At 58.5% G+C, this 24,332-nt stretch carries 29 protein-coding genes and 2 pseudogenes; 20 read left to right on the forward strand and 11 right to left on the reverse strand.

Annotation, left to right across the window (positions count from 1 at the left end):
• Positions 1 to 22: 22 nt before the first annotated feature.
• The 6 genes from J3P96_RS17695 to J3P96_RS17720 all read left to right on the forward strand — a co-directional run bounded on the left by J3P96_RS17695 (position 23) and on the right by J3P96_RS17720 (position 5,671).
• Complete coding sequence (locus J3P96_RS17695) at positions 23 to 1,681, forward strand: methyl-accepting chemotaxis protein (RefSeq protein WP_434568919.1); 1,659 nt, start codon at positions 23 to 25, stop codon at positions 1,679 to 1,681.
• A 39-nt stretch (positions 1,682 to 1,720) separates the two neighbouring features.
• Positions 1,721 to 2,257, forward strand: coding sequence for a chemotaxis protein CheW (locus J3P96_RS17700; protein WP_434652661.1), 537 nt, complete (start codon positions 1,721 to 1,723; stop codon positions 2,255 to 2,257).
• Positions 2,254 to 3,090 carry a CheR family methyltransferase gene (locus J3P96_RS17705; RefSeq protein ID WP_434652663.1) on the forward strand — a complete coding sequence of 279 codons (837 nt, stop codon included), beginning with the start codon at positions 2,254 to 2,256 and terminating at the stop codon, positions 3,088 to 3,090. The genes J3P96_RS17700 and J3P96_RS17705 overlap by 4 nt, the downstream gene beginning before the upstream one ends.
• Positions 3,087 to 3,584 (forward strand): chemoreceptor glutamine deamidase CheD, encoded by a 498-nt coding sequence (gene cheD, locus J3P96_RS17710; protein WP_434568922.1) that lies wholly within the window; start codon positions 3,087 to 3,089, stop codon positions 3,582 to 3,584. The genes J3P96_RS17705 and cheD overlap by 4 nt, the downstream gene beginning before the upstream one ends.
• Positions 3,585 to 3,586: 2 nt before the next feature.
• Positions 3,587 to 4,666 carry a protein-glutamate methylesterase/protein-glutamine glutaminase gene (locus tag J3P96_RS17715; RefSeq protein ID WP_434652665.1) on the forward strand — a complete coding sequence of 360 codons (1,080 nt, stop codon included), beginning with the start codon at positions 3,587 to 3,589 and terminating at the stop codon, positions 4,664 to 4,666.
• Between the two features lie 465 nt (positions 4,667 to 5,131).
• Positions 5,132 to 5,671, forward strand: coding sequence for a hypothetical protein (locus J3P96_RS17720; RefSeq protein ID WP_434652667.1), 540 nt, complete (start codon positions 5,132 to 5,134; stop codon positions 5,669 to 5,671).
• 52 nt (positions 5,672 to 5,723) lie between these two features.
• On the opposite strand, the gene J3P96_RS17725 is transcribed toward J3P96_RS17720, so the two are convergent.
• The gene (locus tag J3P96_RS17725; RefSeq protein WP_434603905.1) at positions 5,724 to 5,936 is read right to left on the reverse strand and encodes an antitoxin Xre/MbcA/ParS toxin-binding domain-containing protein; all 213 of its coding nucleotides are present in this window, start codon (positions 5,934 to 5,936) and stop codon (positions 5,724 to 5,726) included.
• A 258-nt stretch (positions 5,937 to 6,194) separates the two neighbouring features.
• Here J3P96_RS17725 and J3P96_RS17730 point away from each other — a divergent pair, with 258 nt between their 5' ends.
• The 8 genes from J3P96_RS17730 (at position 6,195) to J3P96_RS17765 (ending at position 11,916) form a co-directional block, all read left to right on the forward strand.
• Positions 6,195 to 6,803 carry a DUF1349 domain-containing protein gene (locus tag J3P96_RS17730; protein WP_434652669.1) on the forward strand — a complete coding sequence of 203 codons (609 nt, stop codon included), beginning with the start codon at positions 6,195 to 6,197 and terminating at the stop codon, positions 6,801 to 6,803.
• A gap of 230 nt (positions 6,804 to 7,033) precedes the next feature.
• Positions 7,034 to 7,498 (forward strand): HvfA family oxazolone/thioamide-modified RiPP metallophore, encoded by a 465-nt coding sequence (locus J3P96_RS17735; protein ID WP_434624521.1) that lies wholly within the window; start codon positions 7,034 to 7,036, stop codon positions 7,496 to 7,498.
• 65 nt (positions 7,499 to 7,563) lie between these two features.
• Positions 7,564 to 8,415 carry an HvfB family MNIO-type RiPP peptide maturase gene (locus tag J3P96_RS17740; RefSeq protein WP_434652671.1) on the forward strand — a complete coding sequence of 284 codons (852 nt, stop codon included), beginning with the start codon at positions 7,564 to 7,566 and terminating at the stop codon, positions 8,413 to 8,415.
• Positions 8,408 to 9,154 carry an HvfC family RiPP maturation protein gene (locus J3P96_RS17745; RefSeq protein WP_434652673.1) on the forward strand — a complete coding sequence of 249 codons (747 nt, stop codon included), beginning with the start codon at positions 8,408 to 8,410 and terminating at the stop codon, positions 9,152 to 9,154. The genes J3P96_RS17740 and J3P96_RS17745 overlap by 8 nt, the downstream gene beginning before the upstream one ends.
• 140 nt (positions 9,155 to 9,294) lie before the next feature.
• Positions 9,295 to 9,567 carry a hypothetical protein gene (locus J3P96_RS17750; protein WP_434652675.1) on the forward strand — a complete coding sequence of 91 codons (273 nt, stop codon included), beginning with the start codon at positions 9,295 to 9,297 and terminating at the stop codon, positions 9,565 to 9,567.
• Positions 9,568 to 9,901: 334 nt separating this feature from the next.
• Positions 9,902 to 10,171 carry a hypothetical protein gene (locus J3P96_RS17755; RefSeq protein WP_434652677.1) on the forward strand — a complete coding sequence of 90 codons (270 nt, stop codon included), beginning with the start codon at positions 9,902 to 9,904 and terminating at the stop codon, positions 10,169 to 10,171.
• The gene (locus J3P96_RS17760) at positions 10,171 to 11,415 is read left to right on the forward strand and encodes a hypothetical protein (protein ID WP_434652679.1); all 1,245 of its coding nucleotides are present in this window, start codon (positions 10,171 to 10,173) and stop codon (positions 11,413 to 11,415) included. The genes J3P96_RS17755 and J3P96_RS17760 overlap by 1 nt, the downstream gene beginning before the upstream one ends.
• A complete protein-coding gene (locus J3P96_RS17765; RefSeq protein ID WP_434652681.1) occupies positions 11,416 to 11,916 on the forward strand; it encodes a hypothetical protein in 501 nt (166 codons plus the stop codon).
• A 256-nt stretch (positions 11,917 to 12,172) separates the two neighbouring features.
• On the opposite strand, the gene J3P96_RS17770 is transcribed toward J3P96_RS17765, so the two are convergent.
• Positions 12,173 to 12,784, reverse strand: coding sequence for a hypothetical protein (locus J3P96_RS17770; RefSeq protein WP_434652682.1), 612 nt, complete (start codon positions 12,782 to 12,784; stop codon positions 12,173 to 12,175).
• 275 nt (positions 12,785 to 13,059) lie between these two features.
• Positions 13,060 to 14,025 (reverse strand): GlxA family transcriptional regulator, encoded by a 966-nt coding sequence (locus J3P96_RS17775; RefSeq protein ID WP_434652684.1) that lies wholly within the window; start codon positions 14,023 to 14,025, stop codon positions 13,060 to 13,062.
• A 149-nt stretch (positions 14,026 to 14,174) separates the two neighbouring features.
• Between J3P96_RS17775 and J3P96_RS17780 the strand changes: the two genes are divergently transcribed.
• The gene (locus J3P96_RS17780) at positions 14,175 to 15,065 is read left to right on the forward strand and encodes an MBL fold metallo-hydrolase (protein ID WP_434658241.1); all 891 of its coding nucleotides are present in this window, start codon (positions 14,175 to 14,177) and stop codon (positions 15,063 to 15,065) included.
• A gap of 62 nt (positions 15,066 to 15,127) precedes the next feature.
• Here J3P96_RS17780 and J3P96_RS17785 read toward each other — a convergent pair whose 3' ends face one another.
• Complete coding sequence (locus J3P96_RS17785; RefSeq protein ID WP_434652686.1) at positions 15,128 to 15,583, reverse strand: hypothetical protein; 456 nt, start codon at positions 15,581 to 15,583, stop codon at positions 15,128 to 15,130.
• Between the two features lie 63 nt (positions 15,584 to 15,646).
• On the reverse strand, positions 15,647 to 16,375 hold the full coding sequence (locus J3P96_RS17790) for a hypothetical protein (protein ID WP_434652688.1): 729 nt from the start codon (positions 16,373 to 16,375) through the stop codon (positions 15,647 to 15,649).
• Between the two features lie 246 nt (positions 16,376 to 16,621).
• Between J3P96_RS17790 and J3P96_RS17795 the strand changes: the two are divergent.
• From J3P96_RS17795 to J3P96_RS17805, 3 genes and pseudogenes are all read left to right on the forward strand, one after another.
• Positions 16,622 to 16,900: pseudogene (locus tag J3P96_RS17795) on the forward strand (PAS domain-containing protein); the annotation flags it as partial.
• 195 nt (positions 16,901 to 17,095) lie between these two features.
• Positions 17,096 to 18,187, forward strand: a complete 1,092-nt coding sequence (locus tag J3P96_RS17800) for a methyl-accepting chemotaxis protein (protein ID WP_434658244.1) — start codon at positions 17,096 to 17,098, stop codon at positions 18,185 to 18,187.
• 71 nt (positions 18,188 to 18,258) lie between these two features.
• Positions 18,259 to 18,456, forward strand: a pseudogene (locus tag J3P96_RS17805) (TonB-dependent siderophore receptor); the annotation flags it as partial.
• On the opposite strand, the gene J3P96_RS17810 reads toward J3P96_RS17805, so the two are convergent.
• From J3P96_RS17810 to J3P96_RS17820, 3 genes are all read right to left on the reverse strand, one after another.
• Entirely contained in the window at positions 18,436 to 18,666 is a 231-nt protein-coding gene (locus J3P96_RS17810; RefSeq protein ID WP_434652690.1) for a DUF7683 domain-containing protein, read from the reverse strand. The pseudogene J3P96_RS17805 and the gene J3P96_RS17810 sit on opposite strands and share 21 nt — an antisense overlap.
• Before the next feature lie 88 nt (positions 18,667 to 18,754).
• Complete coding sequence (locus J3P96_RS17815) at positions 18,755 to 19,012, reverse strand: pyocin S6 family toxin immunity protein (RefSeq protein WP_434652692.1); 258 nt, start codon at positions 19,010 to 19,012, stop codon at positions 18,755 to 18,757.
• Positions 19,013 to 19,014: 2 nt separating this feature from the next.
• Positions 19,015 to 20,208, reverse strand: coding sequence for an S-type pyocin domain-containing protein (locus tag J3P96_RS17820; RefSeq protein ID WP_434652694.1), 1,194 nt, complete (start codon positions 20,206 to 20,208; stop codon positions 19,015 to 19,017).
• 220 nt (positions 20,209 to 20,428) lie between these two features.
• On the opposite strand from J3P96_RS17820, the gene J3P96_RS17825 reads away from it, so the two are divergent.
• Positions 20,429 to 20,815 (forward strand): hypothetical protein, encoded by a 387-nt coding sequence (locus tag J3P96_RS17825; RefSeq protein ID WP_434652696.1) that lies wholly within the window; start codon positions 20,429 to 20,431, stop codon positions 20,813 to 20,815.
• A 104-nt stretch (positions 20,816 to 20,919) separates the two neighbouring features.
• A complete protein-coding gene (locus J3P96_RS17830; RefSeq protein ID WP_434652698.1) occupies positions 20,920 to 21,852 on the forward strand; it encodes a hypothetical protein in 933 nt (310 codons plus the stop codon).
• 206 nt (positions 21,853 to 22,058) lie between these two features.
• On the opposite strand, the gene J3P96_RS17835 is transcribed toward J3P96_RS17830, so the two are convergent.
• The 3 genes from J3P96_RS17835 to J3P96_RS17845 form a co-directional block, all read right to left on the reverse strand.
• Positions 22,059 to 22,559, reverse strand: coding sequence for an HIT family protein (locus tag J3P96_RS17835; protein ID WP_434652700.1), 501 nt, complete (start codon positions 22,557 to 22,559; stop codon positions 22,059 to 22,061).
• Positions 22,560 to 22,601: 42 nt separating this feature from the next.
• Positions 22,602 to 23,657, reverse strand: coding sequence for an alpha/beta hydrolase family protein (locus J3P96_RS17840; protein ID WP_434652702.1), 1,056 nt, complete (start codon positions 23,655 to 23,657; stop codon positions 22,602 to 22,604).
• Between the two features lie 106 nt (positions 23,658 to 23,763).
• The gene (locus J3P96_RS17845; protein WP_434603866.1) at positions 23,764 to 24,318 is read right to left on the reverse strand and encodes a TetR/AcrR family transcriptional regulator; all 555 of its coding nucleotides are present in this window, start codon (positions 24,316 to 24,318) and stop codon (positions 23,764 to 23,766) included.
• Positions 24,319 to 24,332: the final 14 nt, after the last annotated feature.

A 24,332-nucleotide genomic window follows, 5' to 3' on the forward strand; every position in this document is an offset into this window, starting at 1 on the left:
CTCCATGGAGAGGTATTCCCCAATGAAATGGTTCTACGACCTTAGAATCGCCACCAAACTGATCACCTCGTTCCTCGTGGTGTTGGCGCTGACCGCCGTCATGGGCGTGTTTTCGATCCACCAGCTGGGCCAGGTGAACGGCACCACCACCGAGATCCGCGAGAACTGGATGCCGTCCATGCGCGCCGCCTCGGGCATGCGCTTCTACGCAGCGAGCTTTCGCCTCAAGGAAAACCGTCATATTTCCGCCGACTCCGAGCAAGAACGCGTAACGCTGGAGCAGGAAGCCGACGAAGCGAAAAAGGCCTTCGAAACCCGTCTCGGCACCTATGAAAAACTGCTCTCCACCGCCGAAGACCGTCAACTGTTCGAAACCACCCGCAACGACTGGGCCGCTTACCTGGTGGTCAGCAAGGATCTGTTCGCGCTGTCCCGGCAGAACCAGACCGAGCAAGCCATGGCGCTGCTCAAAGGCGAGTCCAAACGCCAGTTCGACCTGGTGACAAGCGACCTGCAAAAACTCGTGGAACTGAACGACGTCGGTGCCGGCGCCGCCAGCGAACACGGCACCCAGCTGTATGAGAATGCACGCCTGTCGATCATCGCCGTGCTGGCTGCCGCCCTGCTGGTGGGCCTGGGTCTGGCGCTGTTCATTTCGCGAATTATTTCCCGTCCGCTGAAGCAGGCCGCCGCCGTCGCCGAACAACTGGCCGAAGGTAACCTGAACGCGAAAATCGAAGCCGGATCCAAGGACGAAACCGGCATGGTGCTCAATGCCATGCAGAACATGGTTGGCAAGCTCTCGCACATCATCGGTGAAGTGCGCAACGCGGCGGACAATCTCGCCAGCGCTTCCGAAGAAGTCAGCGCCACCGCGCAATCGATGAGCCAGGCCACCAGCGAACAGGCGGCCAGCGTCGAGGAAACCAGCGCCTCCATCGAGCAGATGAGCGCCAGCATCAACCAGAACACCGAGAACGCCAAGGTTACCGACGGCATGGCCAGCAAGGCCGCCAAGGAAGCCACCGACGGCGGCGAATCGGTGCAGCAGACCGTGGTGGCGATGAAAAAAATCGCCCAGCGCATCAGCATCATCGACGACATCGCCTACCAGACCAACCTGCTGGCGCTCAACGCCGCCATCGAAGCGGCCCGCGCCGGCGAGCACGGCAAAGGCTTCGCGGTGGTCGCCGCCGAAGTGCGCAAGCTGGCTGAGCGCAGCCAGGTTGCTGCCCAGGAAATCGGCGAGCTGTCGTCCAGCAGCGTCGACATGGCGGAGAAGGCCGGGAACCTGCTCAACGAAATGGTCCCGTCCATCAACAAGACTTCGGACCTGGTGCAGGAAATCAGCGCCGCGTCCGAAGAACAGGCCGCCGGCGTGGCGCAGATCAACACCGCCATGACCCAGCTCAACCAGGTGACCCAGCAGAACGCCTCCAGCAGCGAAGAACTGGCCGCCACCGCTGAAGAGATGAGCAGCCAGGCCGAACAGCTGCAACAGGCCATGAGCTTCTTCACCTTGGACACGCCCGCCAAGTCCGCCATGCAGAGCGCCAGGGTCGATAACACCCCGGGTCCGTCCAGCCGCAAACCGGCACGAGCACCGGCACCAGTGATGCCCAAGGCGTTTGCCTACAACATGGCCAGCGCGCCGGATGAATCGGAATTCACCCGGTTCTGATGGCCCGGTTCCACAGGCTTGCCTAAAGGAGAAAAAGCTATGGGCGCCATCGCGACCACACGTCAGACCGTCAGCGCGGTCGAGGAAGAAGCGCAATACCTGACGTTCATGCTCGGCACGGAGATGTTCGCCATCGGCATCCTGTGCATCAAGGAAATCATCGAGTACGGCAACCTCACCGTCGTGCCAATGATGCCGGCCTTCGTGCGCGGGGTGATCAACCTGCGTGGCGCGGTCGTGCCGGTGGTGGACCTGTCGGCCCGTTTCGGCCGGCCAAATTCCGCCATCAGCCGGCGCAGCTGCGTGGTCATCATCGAGGCCGCCAGCGCCGACGGGCAAGCCCAGGACATCGGCCTGCTGGTGGACACGGTGTCGGCGGTGCTGGAGATCCCGGCCTCGCAGATCGAACCACCGCCGAGTTTCGGCGCGAAGATCCGCGCCGACTTCATCAGCGGCATGGCCAAGGTCGATGGCAAGTTTGTCATCGTGCTGGAGGTCGACCGGGTGCTGTCCATCGACGAGATGTCCGAACTCGCCCAGACCAGCCCCGCCGCGTTGGAAGCGCCGACCTCATGAGCACGGACACTTGCAAGGAACGCACAGTGAATTCAATGGCCCTCAGCGACCGGGAGTTCAGCCAGTTTCAAACCTGGCTGTACCAGGCCGCCGGCATCAACCTGTCGCCAGCCAAGAAAGCCCTGGTGGCCGGGCGGCTGTTCAAGCGCCTCAAGCACTATGAGCTGGACAGTTATGGCGAATATTTCAAGCTGATCATGAGCGGCCAGCGCAGCGACGAACTGCAGGTGGCGCTGGACCTGCTCACGACCAACGAGACCTATTTTTTCCGCGAGCCCAAGCACTTCGACTTTCTTCGCGACCATGTGCTGCCCCACGCGACGCCGGGCAAGACCTTCCGCCTGTGGAGCGCGGCCAGTTCCTCCGGCGAGGAGCCCTACAGCCTCGCCATGACCCTGGCCGAAAGCCTGGGCACCACGCCTTGGGAAGTCATCGGTTCGGACATCAGCACCCAGGTGCTGGCCAAGGCCCGTTCCGGCCACTACCCAATGGAGCGCGCGCGCAACCTGCCCCACCCGTTGCTGGTGAAATATTGCCTCAAGGGCACCGGCAGCCAGCAAGGCACGATGCTCATCGATCGGGCGCTGCGCAACCGCGTCAACTTCATCCAGGTCAACCTCAACGACACCCTGCCGGAGCTGGGGGAGTTCGATGTGATTTTCCTGCGCAACGTGATGATCTATTTCGACCAGCCCACCAAAAGCAAAGTGGTTGCGCGGCTGATCCCTCGGCTCAAGTCCGGCGGGTATTTCATCGTCAGCCATTCGGAGAGCCTCAATGGCGTGTCCGATGCGCTGAAGTTGGTCGCCCCTTCGATTTATCGCAAGCCATGAGCGCCGCGATAAAGCAGGTAGCGGAGGTCTACCTCGGGCCGGGAGAGTTTCGCTTTGCGACCTGCCCGACCCGGCTGCGGACGATCCTCGGCTCCTGCGTGGCAATCACGCTCTGGCACCCGCAACGCAAGATCGGCGGCATGTGCCACTTCATGTTGCCCAGCCGGGTGCGGTGCTCCACCGCGTTGAACGGGATGTACGCCGATGAAGCCATCGAACTGTTCGTCCGTCAGGCCCGGGCCCATCACACCGAGCCTGAGGAATACCAGCTCAAGCTGTTCGGCGGCGGCGAGATGTTTCCCGAACTGCAACGCCATGTGGCATTCGGCGACGTGGCACGGTCGAACGTCAACGCGGCGCTGGAAATGGCCGCGCTCTATCGCCTGGACCTGATCGCCCAGGACATGGGCAGCACCGGCCACCGGAGCATCATTTTTGACCTTTGCACGGGTGACGTCTGGGTCAGGCACCAACCGATAAGGACCCTGCACTAACCATGTCAGGCAAAAAAATAAACGTATTGCTGGTGGATGATTCCGCCGTGGTCCGCCAGGTATTGTTGGCGATCCTGAGTGACACGCCGGACATCAACGTCATCGGCGCGGCTTCCGACCCGATCTTCGCCATGGACAAACTGGCGAAGGAATGGCCCGACGTGATCGTAATGGACGTGGAAATGCCACGCATGGACGGCATCACTTTCCTGAAAAAGATCATGAGCGAACGGCCCACACCGGTGGTGATCTGCTCGTCGCTGACGCCCAAAGGCGCGGAAACCACCTTGCAAGCCATGGCCGCCGGTGCGGTGGAAATCATCACCAAGCCCACCAGCGGCTTGAAGAATTTCCTCTTGGAATCGGCCCCGGAACTGGTGTCCGCCATCCGCGCCGCCGCCCAGGTCAACGTCCGCAACCTGGGCAAGCGCCCGGCTCCCGCGGCGCCGCTGACCCCAGCAACCAAACTCACCGCCGACGCCATGCTGCCCGCCGCCAACGGCCACGCCATGGCCCAGACCACCGAACGCATCGTCGCCATGGGCACCTCCACCGGCGGCACCCAGGCGCTGGAAGCCGTGCTTACCGCCCTGCCACGGGTGTGTCCGGGCATCGTCATTGTCCAGCACATGCCGGAAAAATTCACCGCATCCTTCGCCGCGCGGCTCAACAGCCTGTGCCAGATCGAAGTGCGCGAAGCGAAAAACAACGACCGCATCCACCCGGGCCTGGCCCTCATCGCCCCCGGCGGCAAGCACATGATGGTGACCCGCAGCGGCGCGTTCTATCACGTGCAGGTAGTGGACGGCCCGCTGGTCAATCGCCATCGCCCGTCGGTGGATGTGCTGTTCCGCTCGGTGGCGAAGTTCGCCGGCCGCAATGCCACGGGCATCATCATGACCGGCATGGGCGACGACGGCGCCCGCGGCCTCAAGGAAATGCTCGACGCCGGCAGCGCCACCGTGGCCCAGGACGAGGCCAGTTGCGTGGTGTTCGGCATGCCCAAGGAAGCCATCAAACTCAACGCCGCGCAGCGGGTGATGCCGTTGCAGGAGATTGCGCAGGTGATATTGCATCGCTGAGCAACGCACCTGTTGTTGAGTGAGAGCTGTTGTGGCGAGGGAGCTTGCTCCCGCTGGGCTGCGCAGCGGCCCCAAATACTCGGAGGCGCCGTTGCAGATCGAGTTGCCAGGGTTCAGGGCCGCTGCGCGCCCCAGCGGGAGCAAGCTCCCTCGCCACAGGGAAAACGCTTCAAACAGGCGAGATCGTCGCCAGCACACCAATCAGCAACGTCAACGCCAGAAAACCACCCAGAAAAATCGCCATCTTCGCCATAAACATTCTCCCAATAGAGTCATTGCGGCACGGCCGAATTGTGGAGCGGTAACTGATACCGTTACAGACGCACCTGCGACCAAAAAATGCGGATCAGCGCATAAAGCCAGAAACCCGCCAAGCCAGAACTGCAGAAGTACGCCATGATCCCGGCTATCATGCCGCACGCTCATTTGCCCGGTGTGCTGCTAGCCACCCTAAAGGATTCAGGTATGCCCCTTCTGCCGTCACGCGCCACCCTCTTAGTCTCAGGTCTTCTGATCAGCTCTCTGTGCCTGGCCGAGGGCGAGCCGGCGGAAAGCGTCATCAAGGACTCGACCAAATCCGCGGTCTCGTCGTTCATCACCGCAGGCAAGAACCTGTTGGGCGGTGTGAGCGAAGGCGTGCTCGACGGGCGCGAGTCGGTCCAGGGCACCGATGGCGCCGCGATCATCTCCTCCGGCGAGCAAATGAAAGACCGCATCACCATCGAAGTGCTGAAGCTTGAGCCCAGCGAAGAAAACGTCACCATCACCCTCGGCTTCAAGAACAGCACCGACACCCAACTGCGCCTGATCAACCTCGGACAAACCGGCACCCTGCTGGCCATCGACCAGGCCGGCTACGCCAACCGCCTCACCGGTCTGGACAACCCCGACGAAGTCACCGTCCCACCGAAGATCGCCGTGCGGCAGAAATTCGTTTTCGAAGGCATGAACGAAGCGATCAGTGCCGTACGGGTCTGGGGGGCGGATTATTCGGTCAAGAAGTAGAGACATCCGCGATCAAGCAACCCAACAATCATCGCGTATCCAGGCAAGGGATTCATTGATAAACCCCTTGCTCGATACGGCGCAGGTAATCCTTTACCGTTTGAAAGCCCAGCGGCTTGTCGATCAACTCCAAGGGCACATGACCGTCCAGGTACCTGCAGGGTTTCTTCAACCAGTCTTGAGCCAACGACTGGCTGCCGAACACCTCAGTCGCATGATCCAAAGTGCGGGCATACTGAAGCTTGACATCCTGACTTCCCAGCATCGATTTATCCTCACGATATAAAGTTCTTCACACAGCGTTGTGCTAGCCCATGCTAGGCGCGGCACTTCCGAAGGCCAACCCTAAAAAGTCGTCAGAGATTTCGTTCATTCACTCCATGAGCGTCCATCTTCTGTAGGAAACGCACCAAGCCCGTGGCGAGGGAGCTTGCTCCCGCTGGGCTGCGCAGCAGCCCCTCCTTTCTGAACCAACCCCCGGCTCGTCTGTCGACTCCAAAACTCTCGAACCAGGAGCACGACGATGCCTGACAAACCCAATACACCCCCCCACAGCCTGCTAAACGGCTCATGGCTGAACGAACCCAAAATCCACAGCACCGCCACAACGAATTCCCTACGCCTGGAAACCGACACCAACACTGACTTCTGGCGCGAAACCCACTACGGCTTCACCCACGACAGCGGCCATTTCCTCGGCGTCGAAGCCCCACCCAGCTTCACCTGCCAGCTACGCATCCAAGGCACCTTCAAAGCCCTGTACGACCAGGCCGGCCTCATGGTCCGCATCAACGAACGCCAATGGGTCAAGGCCGGGATCGAACTGAGCGACGGCCAGGCGATGCTCGGCAGCGTACTCACCGACGGACAATCCGACTGGGCGACCAGCCCGTACACCGCCGATCCCGGCGATTTCTGGATGCGCGCCACGGTCGCCAACGGCGTACTGCGCTTGCAGGTTTCCGCCGATGGACTTCGTTGGCCGCTGGTGCGCTTATGCCCGTTTCCCATCGCACCGACCTACCGCGTCGGCCCGATGGCGTGCAGCCCCAAGCGCGGCGGCTTGAAAGTCGCTTTTTCCGACTGGACCCTCGGGCCTGCGCTGGGCAAGGACTTGCATGATCTGACCTGAGCGCGGCCCCCTGCAGCGCTCTGTATCCGCGACACACAGCAATACAAACACACCGCCGCACGACACATCCCAGATACACGACAAGCGCCAAATGGCCCCGTCCGAACAGGCCAGTCGCGCCTTGCTTCGACCCGACGTGCCCAGCACCGGGCAAGCAACGTGACGCCGCCACGGCACACGCCCCGCGCAACGTTGCCAGGGGCCACACAGCTCTTATCTGGAGAAATCTCATGACCCGTACAAAAAACTCGAACACCGCTCGTCTCGCCCTTGCCGCACTTGCCCTGTCTGGTGGCTTGAGCCTCGCCCAGTCGGCTTTCGCGGTCGACGCCCTGCCCCAGGGTTATCAACTGGCCTCGGCGGAAAAAACCTCCGAAGGCAAGTGCGGCGAAGGCAAATGCGGCGCCGCCGAATCGGGCAAAAAAGTCACTCAGGCCGAAGGCAAATGCGGTGAAGGCAAATGTGGCGACGCGTCCTTCGCCCGCACTGACACCGACAAAGATGATCGCGTGTCGCTGAAGGAATTCCTCAGCGTGGCGCCGACCGAACAAGCCGAGTTCGAAAAGATGGACAGCAACCACGACGGCTACCTGTCCGAAGCGGAAACCTACAAATACCGCACCGGCCAATACACCGCCAATGGCAAGAAAGTGCCCACCGAGCTGTTCACCCGCATGAGCCAAGCCAAGGAATAAGCCCTTCGCCCGCGCCCTCCCGGCGGTTCACACCGGGAGGGTCTGGCCATCCCTGGAGAATTGCGATGAGCCCCTTCACTTCACCCAACGGCGCCGGGCTCGGCCTGCGTCGCGCCATGCTTGGCGACTTGCTGAAAATGCCCCCGGGCGCCGTGGATTTCCTCGAATGCGCGCCGGATAACTGGATCGGCGTCGGCGGTGTCTACGCCGAACAACTCGATCAACTGGCCGCAAGACACCCCATCACCTGCCACGGCCTGTCCCTGTCCCTCGGCGGCCCACAACCTCTCGACCTCGACCTGCTGCGGGGCACACGCCGCTTTCTCGATCGCTACGCCGTGGCGATCTACAGCGAGCACCTGAGCTATTGCTCCGCCAGCGGCCACCTCTACGACCTATTGCCGATCCCCTTCACCGAAGAAGCCGTGCACCACGTTGCCGCGCGCATACGCCAGACCCAGGACCTACTGGGCCAGCGCATCGCCGTGGAAAACATCTCCTACTACGCCGCGCCCTTCCAGGCCATGAGCGAAATCGACTTCATCACCGCAGTCCTCGAAGAAGCCGACTGCGACCTGCTGCTGGACGTCAACAACCTCTACGTCAACGCCATCAACCACCGCTACGACGCTCAGAAATTTCTCGCCGCCCTGCCCGCGCAACGCGTCAGCTACCTGCACGTCGCCGGCCATTACGACGAAGCCGACGACCTGAAAATCGACACCCACGGCGCGGCCGTCAAGCAAGATGTCTGGACGCTTCTGTACCAGACCTACCAACGATTCGGACCGGTGCCGACATTGCTGGAACGCGACTTCAACTTCCCGCCGTTGACCGAACTGCTCGCCGAAGTCGAGCAGATCAAACAGCTCCAACAACTCGCCTGCCCGGCCACCCCGGAGGCCCGCCATGCCTGAACAACTGCTCGACCAACTCAACTGCATGGCAAACTTCGTCCGCAACCCCCACCACCCGCCCCCATCCGGGCTGGAAGCCCGACGCCTGGCCATCTACCGCCAACTGTTCATCGGCAACATCGAATCACTGCTCGCCGCCAGCTTCCCAGTCATCCACCAAACCCTGCCGCGCGCCGACTGGCAACGACTGGTCCACGACTTCTACGCCAACTACCGCTGCCAGACGCCGCTGTTCACGCAGCTTGCCGGTGAGTTTGTCGCCTACCTGGAACAACACGAGAATCCGCAGGATTTCCCGCCATGGCTGCCCGAACTCGCCCAACACGAATGGAGCGAAAGCGCCCTGCTGCTGAGCGATGCGGTGGAGCCGTCACACAATCCCCACTGTGATCTGATGGAAGGCGCCCCCGTGATCTCCCGACTCGCGCAGGCACATGCCTATGAATGGCCGGTGTGCGACATCGGGCCGGATCATCAACCCACCGAAAAACCTGCGACCCCCACATTGGTCTTGCTACAGCGGCGCGAAGGGCAAGTGACGTTTTCGCGACTGGCGCCGATGGCTTATGCGTTGTTGGTTTCGCTGGTGGAGCACCGACGCAGTGGGCGGGAGCATCTGGTGGCGTTGGCTGAGGTGGCTGGAGTATCGGTGCGGGAGTTGATGCCGATGGGAGTGGCGGCGCTTGAGGGGTTCAAGGCGCGGGGGATTGTGTTGGGGACGCGTTGGGGTGAGTTGTGATAATTCCTACGCGAGTCTCGGAAATGGTCACCTGTTCGTGACGGGTACTTGAACTTATAGTCGGTTGCGTCGCCTTGAAGAGCGACCAGGTTTGGCGACCTGCGATCGGATCAGCCCATTAATCTGATCGGAGCAATCCCATGGAAAGATACGTCCCCATCACCGGCATCGACTGCACCCCGGCTTCGCTGCTGATTGATAGTCAGGCACCACTTGACGTCCTGCATGCTACGGCTGATTACCGTATTCGCGTTGTGACACAGGTTCTGGAAAATATTGCGTTTCGTGCCGAGATTGGTAGCGATACGGTGGTGCTTTCGGATTTCGCGCAGTTGCTGGCGATTCCGCTAAGGGATGGGTGTGATTTGTTGGAGGTGATTGGGCGGCGGCTTCAGGAGAGGGTTGAGGGCTGATAGGAGGACGGGCGTTGGTGACGCCCGTTTTTTGGGCCATATGGCGATTGGGATGCCTTGTTCAGATGCCCATCTGCGCTTGGTAGCCCAGGAATTTGCAGCATTTTACTGGAAGCAATTGACCAAAAGCGGCCCGTTGCAACGCAGTGCTTTCGACCAGAAGCGCTCAGAGGACAGCTTTCCAATGCTCACGTGGGGGCAGTATTCTGCTCCCCAATCTATGAGCATTGCCAATACGGATGAGGTCTTCAGGCAATACAAACTTTCAGGCCGGGGTCATAGCAGGTAGATTAACGGCTTTGCCTCGCGCTGCATCGTCAGGATACCGCACCTCATGTTTGAACAAGCCTTCAAGAATATAGATGACGCCCTCTGGAAGGAAAGCGGCAGTACCATCCAACTCGACTACACCGGACAAACATCCTGGCCTCCTTTCCTCAAGTATTTGGATGGACTAGAGCAGAATAAGGTCAGCGAGACGATGCTCGAAGGCGAGAGCCACTCACAGGTCGAAAAGCACGAGCTTTCTGCGGTCGAAGAAAAGATCAAGCGTAGGGTAGAACAAAGAACGGCCCCTGACTCGATACTCAATGGAGACACATAATGAGCCGCCTGCGCATCAAGAATTTCGGCCCCATCGGCCCCGGTCTGTCGGAGAGCGATGGCTGGGTCGATATTAAACGGGTTACGGTCTTCATCGGCAATCAGGGGTCGGGGAAAAGCACGCTAGCCAAGTTGTACTCTACCTTTTCGTGGATCGAAAAAGCCTTGGTGCGTGGGGATTACGAGAAAAAGTGGTTTGAGCGAAAGGGGCGGCTAAAGAGCCAATTTTTCAGTTATCACCGCCTGGAAAACTACTTGGAAACAAGTGACCGAGGCAATGTCGAAATAGAGTATGAAGGGGAAGCCTACACACTCCGCTATGCGGGCGGGCAGTTAAGCATCAGTGAAACTGGACATCAAGGCTATGCCCTACCGCAGGTTATGTATGTGCCAGCGGAGCGCAACTTTATTTCATATGTGAGAAACCCAAGAGAGTTAAAGCTCTCTTCCGAGTCACTAAAGGAATTCCTAACAGCTTTTGATCAGGCCAAAAACAGTCTCAGGGGCTCGCTGAAGTTGCCGATCAATGACAGCGAAATTGAGTACGACAAGCTCAACGACATCCTGAATCTCAAGGGGCCAGACTATAAATTGAGACTGGCGGATGCTTCCAGCGGATTTCAGTCTTTCGTGCCGGTGTATCTAGTGAGCCAATACCTTGCCAATACGGTGCAAGAGCAGAGCCAGAATAGTCAACAGCCGATGAGCGCCGACGAGCTGGATCGGTTCAAGAAGGGTGTGGAAAGCGTTTTTGCCAACGAAACCCTAACGGAAGAGCAAAAACGGGCTGCTCTCTCGGTGCTTTCGGCTCGTTTTAATAAAACGGCCTTCCTAAACATCGTCGAGGAACCGGAGCAAAACCTGTTCCCCTCTTCGCAGTGGGATATTCTGAAAAGTCTGCTTGCCTTCAATAACCAAGGGGCACGTAACCGTCTGGTACTAACTACACATAGCCCATATATCGTGAACTACCTCAGCCTTGCGATACAGGGAAAGCATTTACAGCAGCGTCTCGTTGAACAAAAGCGTGAGGACTTACTGCCTGCGCTTTATGAGATCGTACCCTTGAAGTCATTGTTGCTAGCCAATGAGGTGGCGATCTATCAGTGCAACGAGCGGGATGGCAGCATCACCCGCTTGCCCTCTTTCGAGGGCATTCCCTCGGATCACAACCTGCTGAACGACTGGCTGCTAGCAGGGAACGAACTGTTTGATCGGTTGTTGGAACTGGAAGAGGCTATTTGAGTGGATTTCTTTAATCCAGCGTGCCAGAACGGTCCTTTCACTCAGGCGAAGTTTGGATTGTGTGATGACCAAGACACAACCCGCGCCTATGTCGATACCACCACTCCGTCTACATGGGTTGCGACCGTTGATAACCCTACACAGTGCTCAGTCATCTTCACGGCTATCGATAAGTGCGTGATCCAAGACTGCGACGAGCCAGATCGGGGACGCTGCGATGGTATGTTGACCACAGAGAATTTGTTGTACCTGGTGGAACTAAAGGATCAGAGGGCGCACTGGCAGTCCCATGCCATTGCCCAATTGGAATCAACGGTTCTTTTTCTTCGTCAACATCACGCAGATGATTTAATTCGCTTTCGTCACAAAAAAGCGTTCGCTTGTAATAAGCGACACAGGGCGTTCGCGACCATCGACCATGAATTGAAGCGGCGGTTCTTTCAGAGCTATGGTTTCCGAATCGACATTCATGCGACCGTGCTGGTGCTTTCGTCTGTTTGATGTTGGCTTCCCCCTTGGGATGGAGAGGCCATTTCTTTTCGACGAAGGTGCTTCGCAGAAACTGGCACAGGCCACGATTTAGGTTCACCTGTAATCGGACCGTTTCGTAATGGTGGTCCGTCCCCGTTTCCGCCCTCAAATCTGCCCGTCCGTTTCCCCCACTTTCTGCAGAACTACTTAGCCCGTCTTCAGTCGACCCTGTCCGCCAGCCACCTAAGAACCACAGGAACACATCGATTTCATTGTTTGTGGCGCTCTAGAAGTTGCTGTCCTCAACAACGATCTTTAAAGACGGGAACCCACTCAGCGAGAACATCCATGAAAGCGAATCGCCTAGTGCCCTCACAGCATTCTGCCCGCCATCTGAATGTAGCTCTGCCGTAATGGTCAGGTTGACTCGCTTCTTTGGTAACTCGCGACCAGGCCCAGCAAGAGGCGCCATCGACACCAGGTATGCAGCTTTGGCCGTCTCCTCCAAAAAGGAATAGACCAGTCCCGTACCACGACTGCTATAGGCGAGATACACCGCATCTAGCGTGACAGTGAGAAAGATTTGGTCAGAGTACTCCATTCCGGAGAAACCCAGCAAAGCAACGCCGGCCAGCGAACCTTTGGTCCAGAGCTCATAGCAAGGACGACCGAGAAAATTGGAAGGCTGCAGCAAGTCATCTACCGGCCTTTTCCTACGAAAAAGCCCTTTGATCTGATGGTCAGTGGCGAGGCGGTAAGTGACCTGGTAAAGCTGGTCGCGCCCCGAGTCTGTGAGGTGCGCACCGGCGGCCAAGCTTTGGGGCTCAGGCTCCGGGAAGACGAGATCGCTGCTCTCATCCTCCAAATCTTCAGCTATGTCTGGAGAGGGGACGTCCATTTCTCATCCTTGGCTATCAATAAAAACCTCAGGCTGGTAAGGGGCTTCGACACCCCTCTATAGGCTGGAGACCTGCGTGCTGTTATTTATAGTGATGGGGGTCAGCCCGTGTCCGCGTCTGGCCGATTGCAGTCCATCAGAAATGAGTGGCGCCCTCCAAGACCGCCTCGGTCTCCCGCGCGACGCCAGGGCCCCCGTCAAAAAACTCACAAGTTGATTTAGCAACAAATCTGAGCCCGACGCCGCCCTCGGACGCGCCTTCCAATACATCAACTCTACCGCCCCACCCCAAGACAAAACATCTTCCGATAATCAGAAGGCGACGTCCCCAGATGCGCGCCAAAATGCTGCCTCAACGACAACGACGTCCCAAACCCCACCTCCCCCGCGATGCATTCAATAGACAACTCAGTCGTTTCCAGCAACGCCTGCGCTCTAGCCACCCGTTCAGCGGTCAACCATTTGGACACGGTTGTGCCAGTCGCCTCCTTGAACCGACGAGTAAAAGTCCGCCTGCTCATCTTCGCCATGTCTGCCAGAACGTCGAGGGACAGGTCGTCGGACAGGTTCATTCGGGCCCACGTCAGGACGTCGGACAGATGCGTCTCGCCAGATAATTGCGGTACCGGGTGTTCAACATACTGCGCCTGGCCTCCGGGCCTGTGGGGTGGCGTCACGAGCATTTTCGCGGTGCGATTCGCCACGTCTGCGCCGAGTCGCTCGCGTATCAGGTGCAAGCAACAATCGATTGCCGCCACCGTTCCGGCGGACGTCACGATGTTATCCGCGCTGACGTAGAGCACTTCGGGCTTGAATCGGACCTTGGGAAAACGTTGTGCAAACTGGTCACGGACGGCCCAGTGGGTTGTTGCTTCCTTTCCATCGAGCAGCCCAGCATCGCCGAGAACGAACGCTCCCAAACACAATCCCACGATGAGCTTGCCTTGCGCATTGGCGAGCTGCAGTGCTTCTACGAGTTGGGGCGATGCAACAAGGGATTGATCGCCCCACGCCGGGATGATGATGACGTCGCAGGTTTCCATCAGCTCCAGGCCGAGGCTTACCGATAGGCCAATGTCTTGGTCAGTGCTGATCACTCCGGGCACTTCTGCGCAGTAATTGATTTCGTAGCGAGGCCCATCGGGCGCGGGTTGCGCGGTGCCCAATACCATTCCCGGCACGGAAAGATGGAAAAGGCTGACGCCTTCGAAAGCTAGAACAGCAACGCGTATGGGAAGCATGAGGAGGCCTCGATTCGCCCTGTGGGCCCAAGCCGAACCACGTCGAGCGGTTGGCCCGATTATAGCGAAATATGTCATTCGGGCCACTGTTGGCTCACCAGACATTCGGCAAGAATGGACTCTTCGATGTAAACAACAGGATGATTGTTATGAAATTTAGAACTTTACCGCTTGCCGTCAGCATGGCTTGTGCCGTAGCCGCTGCCCCCTCGTTCGCCAGTTCGAATGCTCCCAAGGCGCCGGTCGCCTCTCACAAGTTGGATTTGCAGCAGGTTCGTAACGCCACGGTGAAAATCACCTACGGCGACACCACTTTCCTGATTGATCCGATGCTGGCGAAAAAAGGCGCTTATCCGGGTTTTGAAAATACCTATCGAAGCAACCTGCGCAACCCCTTGGTTGATCTGACGGAATCGCCGGAAAAAGTTATCGCCGGAGTCGACGCCGTCATCGTCACCCATACGCACCTGGACCACTGGGACGATGCCGCGCAGAAAGCGTTGCCTAAAGACATTCCGTTGTTCGCCCAACATGAAGAAGATGCACAGCTGATTCGTTCCCAAGGTTTCGAGAACGTACGCGTGCTGACCGATGAAGCCGAATTCGGCGGCGTAAAGATCACCAAGACCGGCGGCCAGCATGGCACTGACGAAATGTATGCCGTGCCAGCGCTCGCAAAACCGCTAGGCGAAGCCATGGGCGTGGTTCTCCAAGCACCGGGTTACAAGACGCTCTACCTTGCGGGTGACACGATCTGGCGTAAAGAGGTCGACCAGGCCATCAACCAGTACCGCCCGGAAGTTATCGTGCTCAACGCCGGGAAGGCAAAAATGGCGGGATTCGACGGCTCGATCATCATGGGCGAAGAAGATGTGCTGCGCGCCTCAAAAGCCGCGAAAAACGCACAGATTGTCGCGGTGCACATGGACGCGATCAACCATATGTCCCTGACTCGTGAAGAACTGCGCGCTTACGTCAAGAAGCAAGGGGTTGAGGGGCGTGTGGACATTCCGGAGGACGGGGCTTCACTGGAGTTTTAAAAAACGAAAGGGACAGATTTGGTAAAAAATCTGTCCCCTCCTCCAATATTTCCCCTTCGCAACTATCTGAATCGGTCAAAGTAATCCACTTTTTCAGGATACTGGGGCCGGCATCCAAGTGCGGAAAATGCTGCAGCTGCTTTTTCGTCAGGTACGCCGTCGGCAAGAATTTTGGCCTGTATTGTCAGGCATTGCGCATCATTTTTATCGCTCGCTCCAATCGCGTGGTGTGCACTAACCGCAATCGCGCCAAACCCAGCCAGGGCAGCGAAGCAGCCCAGTACTAGAAACGCCCTGGCTGCTCCTAATACCACGACCCTATATACCGACACTATTCCGAACCCAAGAAAAACCCCGCCGGTTCCGAGCACAGGTGGGTTTGCGAACTTGATCAAGGGCTGACAAGTATAAGCAGCTATTGAAGCAAAAATAACGTAGGCCAAGAACGTCCCTTGGAACTGATTCTTTTTGTCCTCAACCGTTACCATTGCGGAGGTAGGCTTCAACATTTTACTCATTCATTTTTCCCGTATGTCAGAACTCACCAGCTGTCTATCGAAACCAAATGAATTGGCGCCTACTCAAACCCGCACCGAAAACCGCTCCGCCGCCCGCCTCTCGAACATCGCCTGTTCCGTCTCCCGCGTCGCCCGCTCGCCCTTGTACGCCAACTGATTGAAAAACAACCCATCCGAATATTCCTGTATGGACACCGACCCACGGTCTTTCAGCAGCGGGGCCAGATCGATTGTTTTGGCGAAGTTTTCCTTGGTCAGGCTGTAGAGGCCCAGGTAGCTGCCGGACCATGGCGAGTCGGCGTCGACCAGGTCGATGGAGGCGTCGCGGACTGCGATGGCGGCGGCTTTCACGTCCTTGGAGTCGTTGAGCAGATCGGTCAGCCGTTGGATATCGGAACTGCTGAGCTTGCCGGCGGAGTTGAGCACCTTCAGGCTGCCGTCGGCTTCTACAGTGAAGCCGTATTTCTTCCCGGCCAAGTCCGGGTGGGTCGTCGAGAGCGTGGATTGGAAATCCTCGAACGAGGACTTCAGCGTACTGGTTGCCCCTTTGAGGATCTCGGCGTATCGAGGAAAGTCCGGTGATTGAGAGCGACCGATCCAGGTCTCGATCGCCACAGGCATCGGCATTGTTGCCTGGGCTTCTTCGCTGGGATGGAAGATGGCCGCTGGGCTGGCGTTTGCCAGGAGTTCTTTCGCAGCGTCTGTCGGCGCCTTGGTCACGAGCGCCTGTTCGGAGCGCGTGAGGTTGGTATTGGCCGGCGGGATGTAAGCGGAACTGACGGTGAGTACCATTTTTCATCTGTCCATGATGGGCGGGTTCGTTCAGGTTATCGGCGGTGCTGGATCCAACTTTAGAGATCGCTCCATGTCGCCAGCTTCGCAGCTTCTGGAAGCGGTGCATTCCGATGCCTGGGCTGATGATTGAATCCGTGGAAAGAATGACCACCCTTGATTGTTACCAAAGTATTTCATCGGCATTTCATCAACTTTTCTAAACGGTAGTCGATGGACTTACAGATTCCAGGGAGCAGTTTAGATATGAGAAACAATCAGCCGGTCACGCAACGTGAGATTTCGCTCGCACCTCAGCAAAAGCTGATTTCCACCACGGATACGCGAGGCGTCATCACGTATTGCAATGACACCTTCGTCGAGATCAGCGGATTCGACAAGGTGGACCTGATCGGCGCACCACAGAATATCGTTCGTCATCCGGATGTGCCGCCCGCCGTGTTTGCGCATATGTGGGCCGCGCTCAAGCAAGGCAAACCGTGGATGGGGATCGTCAAGAACCGCTCGAAAAACGGCGACCATTATTGGGTCAATGCCTACGTCACGCCTGTTTACGAAGGGAGCCAGGTCGTCGGTTACGAATCGGTACGAGTCAAGCCGACGGCCAGCCAGATCCGCCGCGCCGAAGCGCTCTACAAACGCATCAGGCTCGGCAAGGCAGCTGTCCCGGGTGTTGATCGGTGGTACCCCTTCCTGCTCAGTTGGGTACCGGTTCTGTTGATGGGTTTATTGGTCACAGTAGGCGGCGCCTTCCTCAATACCGCCATGGCGATGCTGCTTGCTGTCGGAATATCGATTCCGGTCGGGTTGATCATCTCGCGCCAGCAGAACAAAGGCGCGCTGCGTCTGTTGGAAATGGCCGAGGCATCAACCTCGGATGCGTTGCTGGCGAAAATGTACAGCGACGAGCGCGGCCTGCAGGCTCGCCTTGAAACAGCTTTCGAGAGCCAGGCATCCCGGCTCAAGACGTGCCTCACTCGCCTGCAGGACACCGCCGAGCAACTGACCGGTTTGGCTGGCAGGTCCGACGGCCTGGCCGCCGACAGTTCACGCGGGCTTGAACGCCAACGCGTCGAGACTGAGCAAGTGTCGGCCGCGGTGAATCAGATGTCGGCGACCACCCAAGAGGTCGCCAGTCATGTCCAGCGCACGGCTGACGCTACCCAGGAAGCCAACGTGCTGACCGGGCGCGGACGCGACGTGGCCCGTGACACCCGCCAGGCGATTCAGCGTCTCTCCGAGGTCGTGGGCGAAACCGGGCTGACGGTTGCGCAGCTGGCCAAGGACAGCAACGAAATCGGGACGGTGGTCGATGTCATCAAAGGCATTGCCGACCAGACCAACCTGCTGGCGTTGAACGCCGCCATCGAAGCCGCGCGCGCCGGAGACATGGGCAGGGGGTTCGCGGTGGTTGCCGATGAAGTGCGCCAGCTGGCACAGCGCACGACTGAGTCCACCACGCAGATTCATAGCCTGATTTCCAAGCTGCAGGTCTCCTCCAACAACGCCGTGAAAACCATGGAAAGCGGCCATCGACAAGCTGAGGAAGGCGTCGCCTGGGTGCTTGAGGCAGACAAAGCACTGATTGGTATCAGCGAAGCCGTGGCACACATCACCGACATGACCACCCAGATTGCCGCGGCGACAGAAGAGCAAACCGCGGTGGCCGACGAAATCAGCCGCAATATCACCACCATCGCGAACCTGGCAGACCAGACCTCCGAACAGGCCAGGCACTCCGCGGAACTGAGCAAGGAATTGACGCAAACAGCCATGACCCAGTACTCGTTGGTGGAGCGATTTAATCGCTAGTCAATCAACCGAATTGAATTCGCTTTGCCGAAGCTGGTGTTGCGAGGCGGACCGGGGTGACCTGGTCCGCTTCGGCGCGAAAACAATTCGACACCGACACGCCAGAGCATCTGTTCAAGCTGACCACCAGCTACCATTTCCAGAGCCCACTGAAAGAACTGCGCGTGGGCGGCAACGTCTCCTGGCAGAGCCGCATGTATAACTACATTCCGCTGGCTAACGGCTTTCCGGGGCAGATACAGCACGCCTCACTCAAGGCAAACAATTTGGATAATGCGGTTGTCGCCATCCAACGTCGTGCGGGTCCACTCTTCTATTATTTTTATCTGCTGGGGCGACAAATCGTAGCCAAAGCAAAAGTCTTCCGGTTTTGACCAGCCCATAAGTGCGGCTAATTGGTCAATGAAGACACTTGGGACTTCTACACTTTGTAACAGCTCTTCAGTCGTCGCGTTAAAAACTTCTACGGTTGGCTTCATTTGCTGCTTTCCTTGCTGTGCAGGCGGATATTTTCATCTGTTTCCACCTGAGACCGCCGCCATTGCTAAAAACGCCAAAGAAACCGTCTCAGTCAGCACTAACACCGATGTAATATTCCAAACCAGCGGGAAATTCCACATCTAAAAGCGCCTCAATTTTTTTTATTTGATCTTCTGTTATTGCCAGCTCTCCAGGGCTAAATTCGCTGAAGGATCTTTCCTCCGTTATCTGCGCTAGCGCTTCATTTTGCTCAGCGTCTTTTACGTCGAACTCGAACTGCAACGAGTCGTCTTTTTTATCATCCGGATAAAAACCTGTTATTGAAAAGTACGGCACAGCATTCACTCCTATTGTCTTGGGGTTTTTCTACCAGGCTTGGCAGGTTTCGTCTGACGACCTGTTAAATGGTCGTATTCCCCCAAATGGCTTCCTAATTTGTCAAATTTTTCCACAGCATTACTTTTGTAGTCCCATTCATAAATGCGTCCCTTCCTATCGACCCAGCGCCTTCTTTGTTGGCCGCCACCCTGTACGGAGGACTTTGACTTAACCCTGATCGCATCAGGAAAGGCCGGTAGCAGTTTCGGAGGTTCGTAATACTTATGATCCCCCGGAACACTCAAAACCACATAAACCGGCCGAACCCCCGAATCCACCGGAAACACCAGAATGAAATCCTTGTACTCCGGCGGATAGATCGGGTTGACGATGATGCTGTCCGCCACGGGCGTCGGCGGATAAATCCAGATGTGTGGCGTCTGAGGCGCGGCTTCCAAGGCCGGGATGCCGAGGGTGTCGGAGGGGTCGATGGCTGGGGTCCAGATCAGTTCGATGCCGTCGCCAAGGTCGGCGACGTATTGGTCGGCACGCGGCGTCAGCTGGATGACGTCGACCATTTCCCAGTCACGGTTCTGGCCGGTGTAGAAGCCATAGCCCTTGAGGCTGCCATCGGCCTGCTGCTCGATGCTCAGGCGCATGCGGCTGCGGGCCTGTTTGAGATTGCGCAGTTGGTCTTCGCTGTAGAGTGCGCTGTCGCCGAGGCTGGAGGGCCAGAGCAAGGCGACGATGCCGGTCAACAGTGCGGCGCCGACCGTGCCGCCGATGGCTCCGGCGGTTGACACTGCGGAACCGCCCAGTGCGAGCCTACCCATTGCGGCGGGTATCGCGCTTGAGCCAATCTGCTTCAGGGGAAGGGTTCCCGACGCGTCGGGGCTCCTGGCGCCAAGCCACATCAGGTCGCCGTACTGCTTGATCAGGTCCGGCGGAACAAAGCCGTTGGGGTTGCTGTAGTCAATGATTCCGTTGGGCAGCGCGCAGCTTTTGGCGAACACCGACCCGGTAAGGACGAGGGGAGTTCGCTCAACCTTGGCCCAACGTTGTTTTTCGTAAGCAGCCTGTCGGGCAAGCATGGCTTTGTGGCTACGCTGGAGTGCTTCGTACTCCGCCACCTCGCTGGAGGTCATGTCTCGATAGGAAACGCGGTGCCCTTCTCCAGAAGGTGGATTGCGAATTTTGGGCAGGTCTTTGGGGCGTGTGGTCACGAGTCGCGAATCTCATCCTGAAAATCCAGGACGGACGCTAACGCAAGGGGTAAGCGCGGCGATGTAGGACGCGTCTTGAATTGGCTACTCCGTTTTCCTCAAACGCCAGAGGGCCGGGGTCGAAATTTTTAGCGGAACCGCACAAAGCTGCTTATGAGTCTTTCCCAACAGTTTGCGAGTTCACTATCCTACGCATCCAACCCAAACGGACTTTGCCTAGATGCATCTGCGTTCAAGCTTGTTGTGCCTGTGCCTTTTCAGCAGCCTTGGCCAGGCCGCTGTCGACTGTTCTGCCCTGACGGAAAAGCTCTCGGGAACGGTCCCTGAATTTCATCCGTCAGTGCAAGGCGAGGTCATTGGCACCGGGCGCCTGCATTTCCACGAAGCGCCGGATGGGGCTTGCGCCAACAAGAAGATTTTCGTGATACCCGGCGACTCCCTCACCGTTTACGCCAGTCTTGAAGACGAGTCCTGGCTGGAAGTGAATTACATCGCCAAGGATGGCGAGGACTACACCGGTTGGGTGAAGGCAGACCGGGTACAGATTGGCGAACCTTACGGAGCTCAACCGGACACCGATGACGCGCCAGAGGCTGATGCCCAATAATCGGTCAGGTTGCTGTCGACCAATCATTCAGCCGACTCGGCGGTTGTTCCACCTCGTTCAAATTCACCGCTGCTTTGGGCTGGCGGCTTTCAGGAGATCTGCATTTGATTGGATATCGGTTCGAGCGCACCGCGCGGGGTGACTTGCACATCCACTCGCTCAACCGGGTGCAGAGCGTATTCGTGTTGTTTACCAGTGCGCTGGCCTTGATCTTTCCCGTGGGAGCCGTGCTGGCGATTGCCACTGCAGACTCGTCGCTGGTGGGCCTGGACCCACTGACCTTGCTGCTGATGGTGCTCGGGCTGCTGTTGATTCCTGCCCTGGGCCTGGCGCTGCTGGTTTACACCGGCACCCGCGAAACCCTGCTGCTGTCGCGCGTCGACGCTGAAGGCAAGCGTCGCACCCGAAACTTTTTTGGACGCCGTGAGCGGGTGCGATCGGTGTTCAGGATCGACACCGTCAAATACCTCGAACTTCGCCGCCACCCGGAGGCCGAGCCAGCCCGCACCCAGCTATGGCTGGTGCTGCGCGATGGCACCGAACACCGTCTGACGAGCGACAACGTTCCGGTAGTGCCGGGAAGCAAACGCACTGACCTGTGGCTGCGTGAGCTGGCCGACTACCTGCAAGTGACAGTGCCCAGCGAGGTCATGATCGGTTCGACGGCCGTTGCGAAGGCAGCCTACCGGCCTGCTCCAACCCCGGCGAAGATCGCCAGGCAGCGCAAAGCAAAGGCGCCGACGCCTTCGGCTGAGACGACTGAGCAACTGGGCACCCCCGTCCGCGCCCTGCTCGCCCTGCTTGGCGCCTTCCTGGCTGTGTATGAGCTGACCCGCATCATCACGTGGGTGCCTTCGCTGTTTACCGGACGGCTGCGCATTGGCATCAGTCGCCCGACGACCTTCTACTGGGCCGAGGAGCCGATGACCTTTTCCTTTCACATGCTTATCGGCGTCGCCGAGCTGCTGATCATTGGCGTCATCGCCTGGGGTTGTTTGCGCGTGGCGATCGAGGGGCGGATGAAGTCCGATCGTTGAGGGCGGTTGATTCCACTCGGTTGCGTAGCGGCAGCAAAAAACTTGGGGCCGCTACGCGACCCAGCGGGAGCAAGCTCCCTCGCCACGGGGGCTGAGGTGGATTAATTATTTCTGAGCGCCAGAAAAACCTGTGGGAGCGAGCCTGCTCGCGAAAGCGGTCCTACACGGCTGACCACCGCCATCGCGAGCAGGGCTAACGGTCCGCGCTATTCATCAACAAGCCGAAAACCGAATTCCCGCCGTAACACCGCCACGACCTGCTCGACAGACGGCCCCTGTATCGGCGGAGGATCAGGACGCTCGCAAAATTCCCGCCAGACAAAGAGCGTCAATTCCGCACCATCGGTCTGAGGCAAACTGCTGTCGATCGAGCCGAAAGTCTGCAGCAGCCGGTACCTGTCGTCGTTCCAGAACAGCGCTTCGACCCAGTGATAAACCGGAATGAAATGGAAGTGGATGGAGTAACCAGCGTCATGACCAAAACGGCCGATGTACAGTCGTCTTGGTTGCAGGCAGGTTTCGATGGCGTGCTGGATTCGCGCTTGCAATACACCCAACTCCGCCAGCGCTTCAGCCGACAGCGATGCCAAGGCATTCGTCATCTGTTTTGCGCTGAGCATCAGGTAGCCGGGCAGTGCACTGTCCACGCGGTGATTGATGAGCCAATGCTCTGATTCATGAACGACAAAGCGAGGCGATATTTCCATCGGATGACCTTGATGAAGTTGGGGACGGCAAATCAAGGCAACTTACAACCCGCCTCCACTGGACGCAGGCGTTCCCGCCAGGAAATCCGCTATCAACGATACGACCCCCTGTTGAATCACCCAACGATCACGCCCGTTTTCGCCGTCCCGGCAAATGATGCCATCGCCTGGCACTTCTTCTTCGAGCATTGCCTGCGCGCCAGGTTTGCAAATCGACATGAAACTGAAATGGCTGGCGTCGCTGATTTCCACATAACGGCTGGACACCGGCGGCAGGCGCCTGGCGAGGTCGGCGGACTCCAACTCGGCGGGAAGTTCGCGCGAGGGCACGCCGGCAGCAATCACCAGGGCGGGCACCGGCAGCGCGGAGAGGCTTTCATCGGTCAGGCCTCGCGACAGGCCCAGATCCAGAGTGATCACGGCCGTGACGCGTTTGTCGCGCCAGTCGGCGGCCAGCGCGGCTTTCGAGTCCGGACTACTCGCCGGATTCATCTGCCCGTAGACGGTGCAGCTGGCTAGCTGCGGATGGGTTTTGCAATCGTCGGCGAAGCGGTCCGGATCAAAACGGGCGCCGGCCATTTCCAGGGCGGTCCAGCCACCGAGTGAATGGCCCACGACTGCGACGCGATGATTGGCAACCTGGCCGAATTTTTCCGGTTGGGTCGTGACCTCATCGATGGTTCGGCGCAGATCAACGGACCGCTGCCATAACTGCGCCGCTGCTTGCGGACTGCGGTCATAGGTGGTGGTGCCAGGATGATTGACGGCCGCGACGATGTACCCCTTACGGGCCAAGGCACTGGCAAGCCAGACCTGATTGCTCCAGTTGCCCCTGTATCCATGAGAAAGCACCACCAGGGGATGCTCACCGGCAGACGGCGGCGCGTCACGAACGGCAGATGCGCCGACAAATACCGCGTTATCGGCGATCAGTTGCGGGGTTGCGGCAGTCGCGCCGGGGTACCAGACGACCATTTCCAACAGCCGGTCATCCTGCAGATTCGACACTGTCGAAGAGCGAAAGCCGACAGGGTTTTCGTCAGCGAATACGGAGGTGGCCAGGCAAGCCAGAAACAGAGCCGCAAAAGCATTGTTCAATGTCGTCTTCCTTGATCGGACAAACAGTTGAGTTGCGCGGGGCATTAAAGCCTAATTCCGTACCGCCGTGCCTGACTTTCACTTTCAAACAAACTCAGCCCACCACTCAGCCTCTCCACGGCGCAATAACACCCTCGACCAAGGCAAAAGCCCGGCTCACGAAACCATTGAAGCGCGCCGCATCACGTCGTATCCCGGCCTGTTGCCCGCCAATCAGGCACAGATGGGCCATCTGCCCGATGACCTCCGCCTGACCGGGCGCCGGGGCCAAGCGGCGACACGCCTGTATCGCAAAGGCCAATCGTCTTGCGTCGACACGCTGCTGGAACTCGGCAACCAACGGATCATGCAGCGACCAGGCGCGGATGGACACTTCCCGCCCAGGTTGTTTCTGCGCGGCGATTTCCAGGTAGCGCTGCAACGTCTCTCGCGCGCTCCGACCCTGGCCCGCATAAGCAAGCATGCGCCCCGTGTAGTCCTCTTCCCAGGCAGCCAGCAAAGCGCGGACAAAGTCTTCGCGATTGCGAAAATGGTGATAGAACGAGCCACGGGTCACATTCAATCGACGCGCCAGGCTTTCGGCCGAGACGCCTGCGTGGCCTGCCTGGTCGAGGGCCTCGAAGCCTGCCGCGATCCAACGGTGACGAGTCAGTTTTTCCATGGTTACTTCGCTCC

The organism is Pseudomonas sp. R3-56 (genome assembly GCF_051132075.1).
In the GTDB taxonomy this organism is placed as follows: Bacteria; Pseudomonadota; Gammaproteobacteria; order Pseudomonadales; family Pseudomonadaceae; genus Aquipseudomonas.

What these genes read in the sequence shown, in the direction of transcription:
- J3P96_RS17755 (WP_434652677.1), top strand. Translation starts at nt 9,902, where the DNA reads ATGTTTGAACAAGCCTTCAAGAATATAGATGACGCCCTCTGGAAGGAA.
- J3P96_RS17785 (WP_434652686.1), bottom strand. Translation starts at nt 15,583, where the DNA reads ATGAGTAAAATGTTGAAGCCTACCTCCGCAATGGTAACGGTTGAGGAC.
- J3P96_RS17790 (WP_434652688.1), bottom strand. Translation starts at nt 16,375, where the DNA reads ATGGTACTCACCGTCAGTTCCGCTTACATCCCGCCGGCCAATACCAAC.
- J3P96_RS17775 (WP_434652684.1), bottom strand. Translation starts at nt 14,025, where the DNA reads ATGCTTCCCATACGCGTTGCTGTTCTAGCTTTCGAAGGCGTCAGCCTT.
- J3P96_RS17745 (WP_434652673.1), top strand. Translation starts at nt 8,408, where the DNA reads ATGCCTGAACAACTGCTCGACCAACTCAACTGCATGGCAAACTTCGTC.
- J3P96_RS17800 (WP_434658244.1), top strand. Translation starts at nt 17,096, where the DNA reads ATGGGTTTATTGGTCACAGTAGGCGGCGCCTTCCTCAATACCGCCATG.
- J3P96_RS17810 (WP_434652690.1), bottom strand. Translation starts at nt 18,666, where the DNA reads ATGAAGCCAACCGTAGAAGTTTTTAACGCGACGACTGAAGAGCTGTTA.
- J3P96_RS17835 (WP_434652700.1), bottom strand. Translation starts at nt 22,559, where the DNA reads ATGGAAATATCGCCTCGCTTTGTCGTTCATGAATCAGAGCATTGGCTC.
- J3P96_RS17770 (WP_434652682.1), bottom strand. Translation starts at nt 12,784, where the DNA reads ATGGACGTCCCCTCTCCAGACATAGCTGAAGATTTGGAGGATGAGAGC.
- J3P96_RS17780 (WP_434658241.1), top strand. Translation starts at nt 14,175, where the DNA reads ATGAAATTTAGAACTTTACCGCTTGCCGTCAGCATGGCTTGTGCCGTA.
- J3P96_RS17725 (WP_434603905.1), bottom strand. Translation starts at nt 5,936, where the DNA reads ATGCTGGGAAGTCAGGATGTCAAGCTTCAGTATGCCCGCACTTTGGAT.
- J3P96_RS17705 (WP_434652663.1), top strand. Translation starts at nt 2,254, where the DNA reads ATGAGCACGGACACTTGCAAGGAACGCACAGTGAATTCAATGGCCCTC.
- cheD (WP_434568922.1), top strand. Translation starts at nt 3,087, where the DNA reads ATGAGCGCCGCGATAAAGCAGGTAGCGGAGGTCTACCTCGGGCCGGGA.
- J3P96_RS17730 (WP_434652669.1), top strand. Translation starts at nt 6,195, where the DNA reads ATGCCTGACAAACCCAATACACCCCCCCACAGCCTGCTAAACGGCTCA.
- J3P96_RS17720 (WP_434652667.1), top strand. Translation starts at nt 5,132, where the DNA reads ATGCCCCTTCTGCCGTCACGCGCCACCCTCTTAGTCTCAGGTCTTCTG.
- J3P96_RS17750 (WP_434652675.1), top strand. Translation starts at nt 9,295, where the DNA reads ATGGAAAGATACGTCCCCATCACCGGCATCGACTGCACCCCGGCTTCG.
- J3P96_RS17695 (WP_434568919.1), top strand. Translation starts at nt 23, where the DNA reads ATGAAATGGTTCTACGACCTTAGAATCGCCACCAAACTGATCACCTCG.
- J3P96_RS17845 (WP_434603866.1), bottom strand. Translation starts at nt 24,318, where the DNA reads ATGGAAAAACTGACTCGTCACCGTTGGATCGCGGCAGGCTTCGAGGCC.
- J3P96_RS17740 (WP_434652671.1), top strand. Translation starts at nt 7,564, where the DNA reads ATGAGCCCCTTCACTTCACCCAACGGCGCCGGGCTCGGCCTGCGTCGC.
- J3P96_RS17700 (WP_434652661.1), top strand. Translation starts at nt 1,721, where the DNA reads ATGGGCGCCATCGCGACCACACGTCAGACCGTCAGCGCGGTCGAGGAA.
- J3P96_RS17715 (WP_434652665.1), top strand. Translation starts at nt 3,587, where the DNA reads ATGTCAGGCAAAAAAATAAACGTATTGCTGGTGGATGATTCCGCCGTG.
- J3P96_RS17760 (WP_434652679.1), top strand. Translation starts at nt 10,171, where the DNA reads ATGAGCCGCCTGCGCATCAAGAATTTCGGCCCCATCGGCCCCGGTCTG.
- J3P96_RS17735 (WP_434624521.1), top strand. Translation starts at nt 7,034, where the DNA reads ATGACCCGTACAAAAAACTCGAACACCGCTCGTCTCGCCCTTGCCGCA.
- J3P96_RS17825 (WP_434652696.1), top strand. Translation starts at nt 20,429, where the DNA reads ATGCATCTGCGTTCAAGCTTGTTGTGCCTGTGCCTTTTCAGCAGCCTT.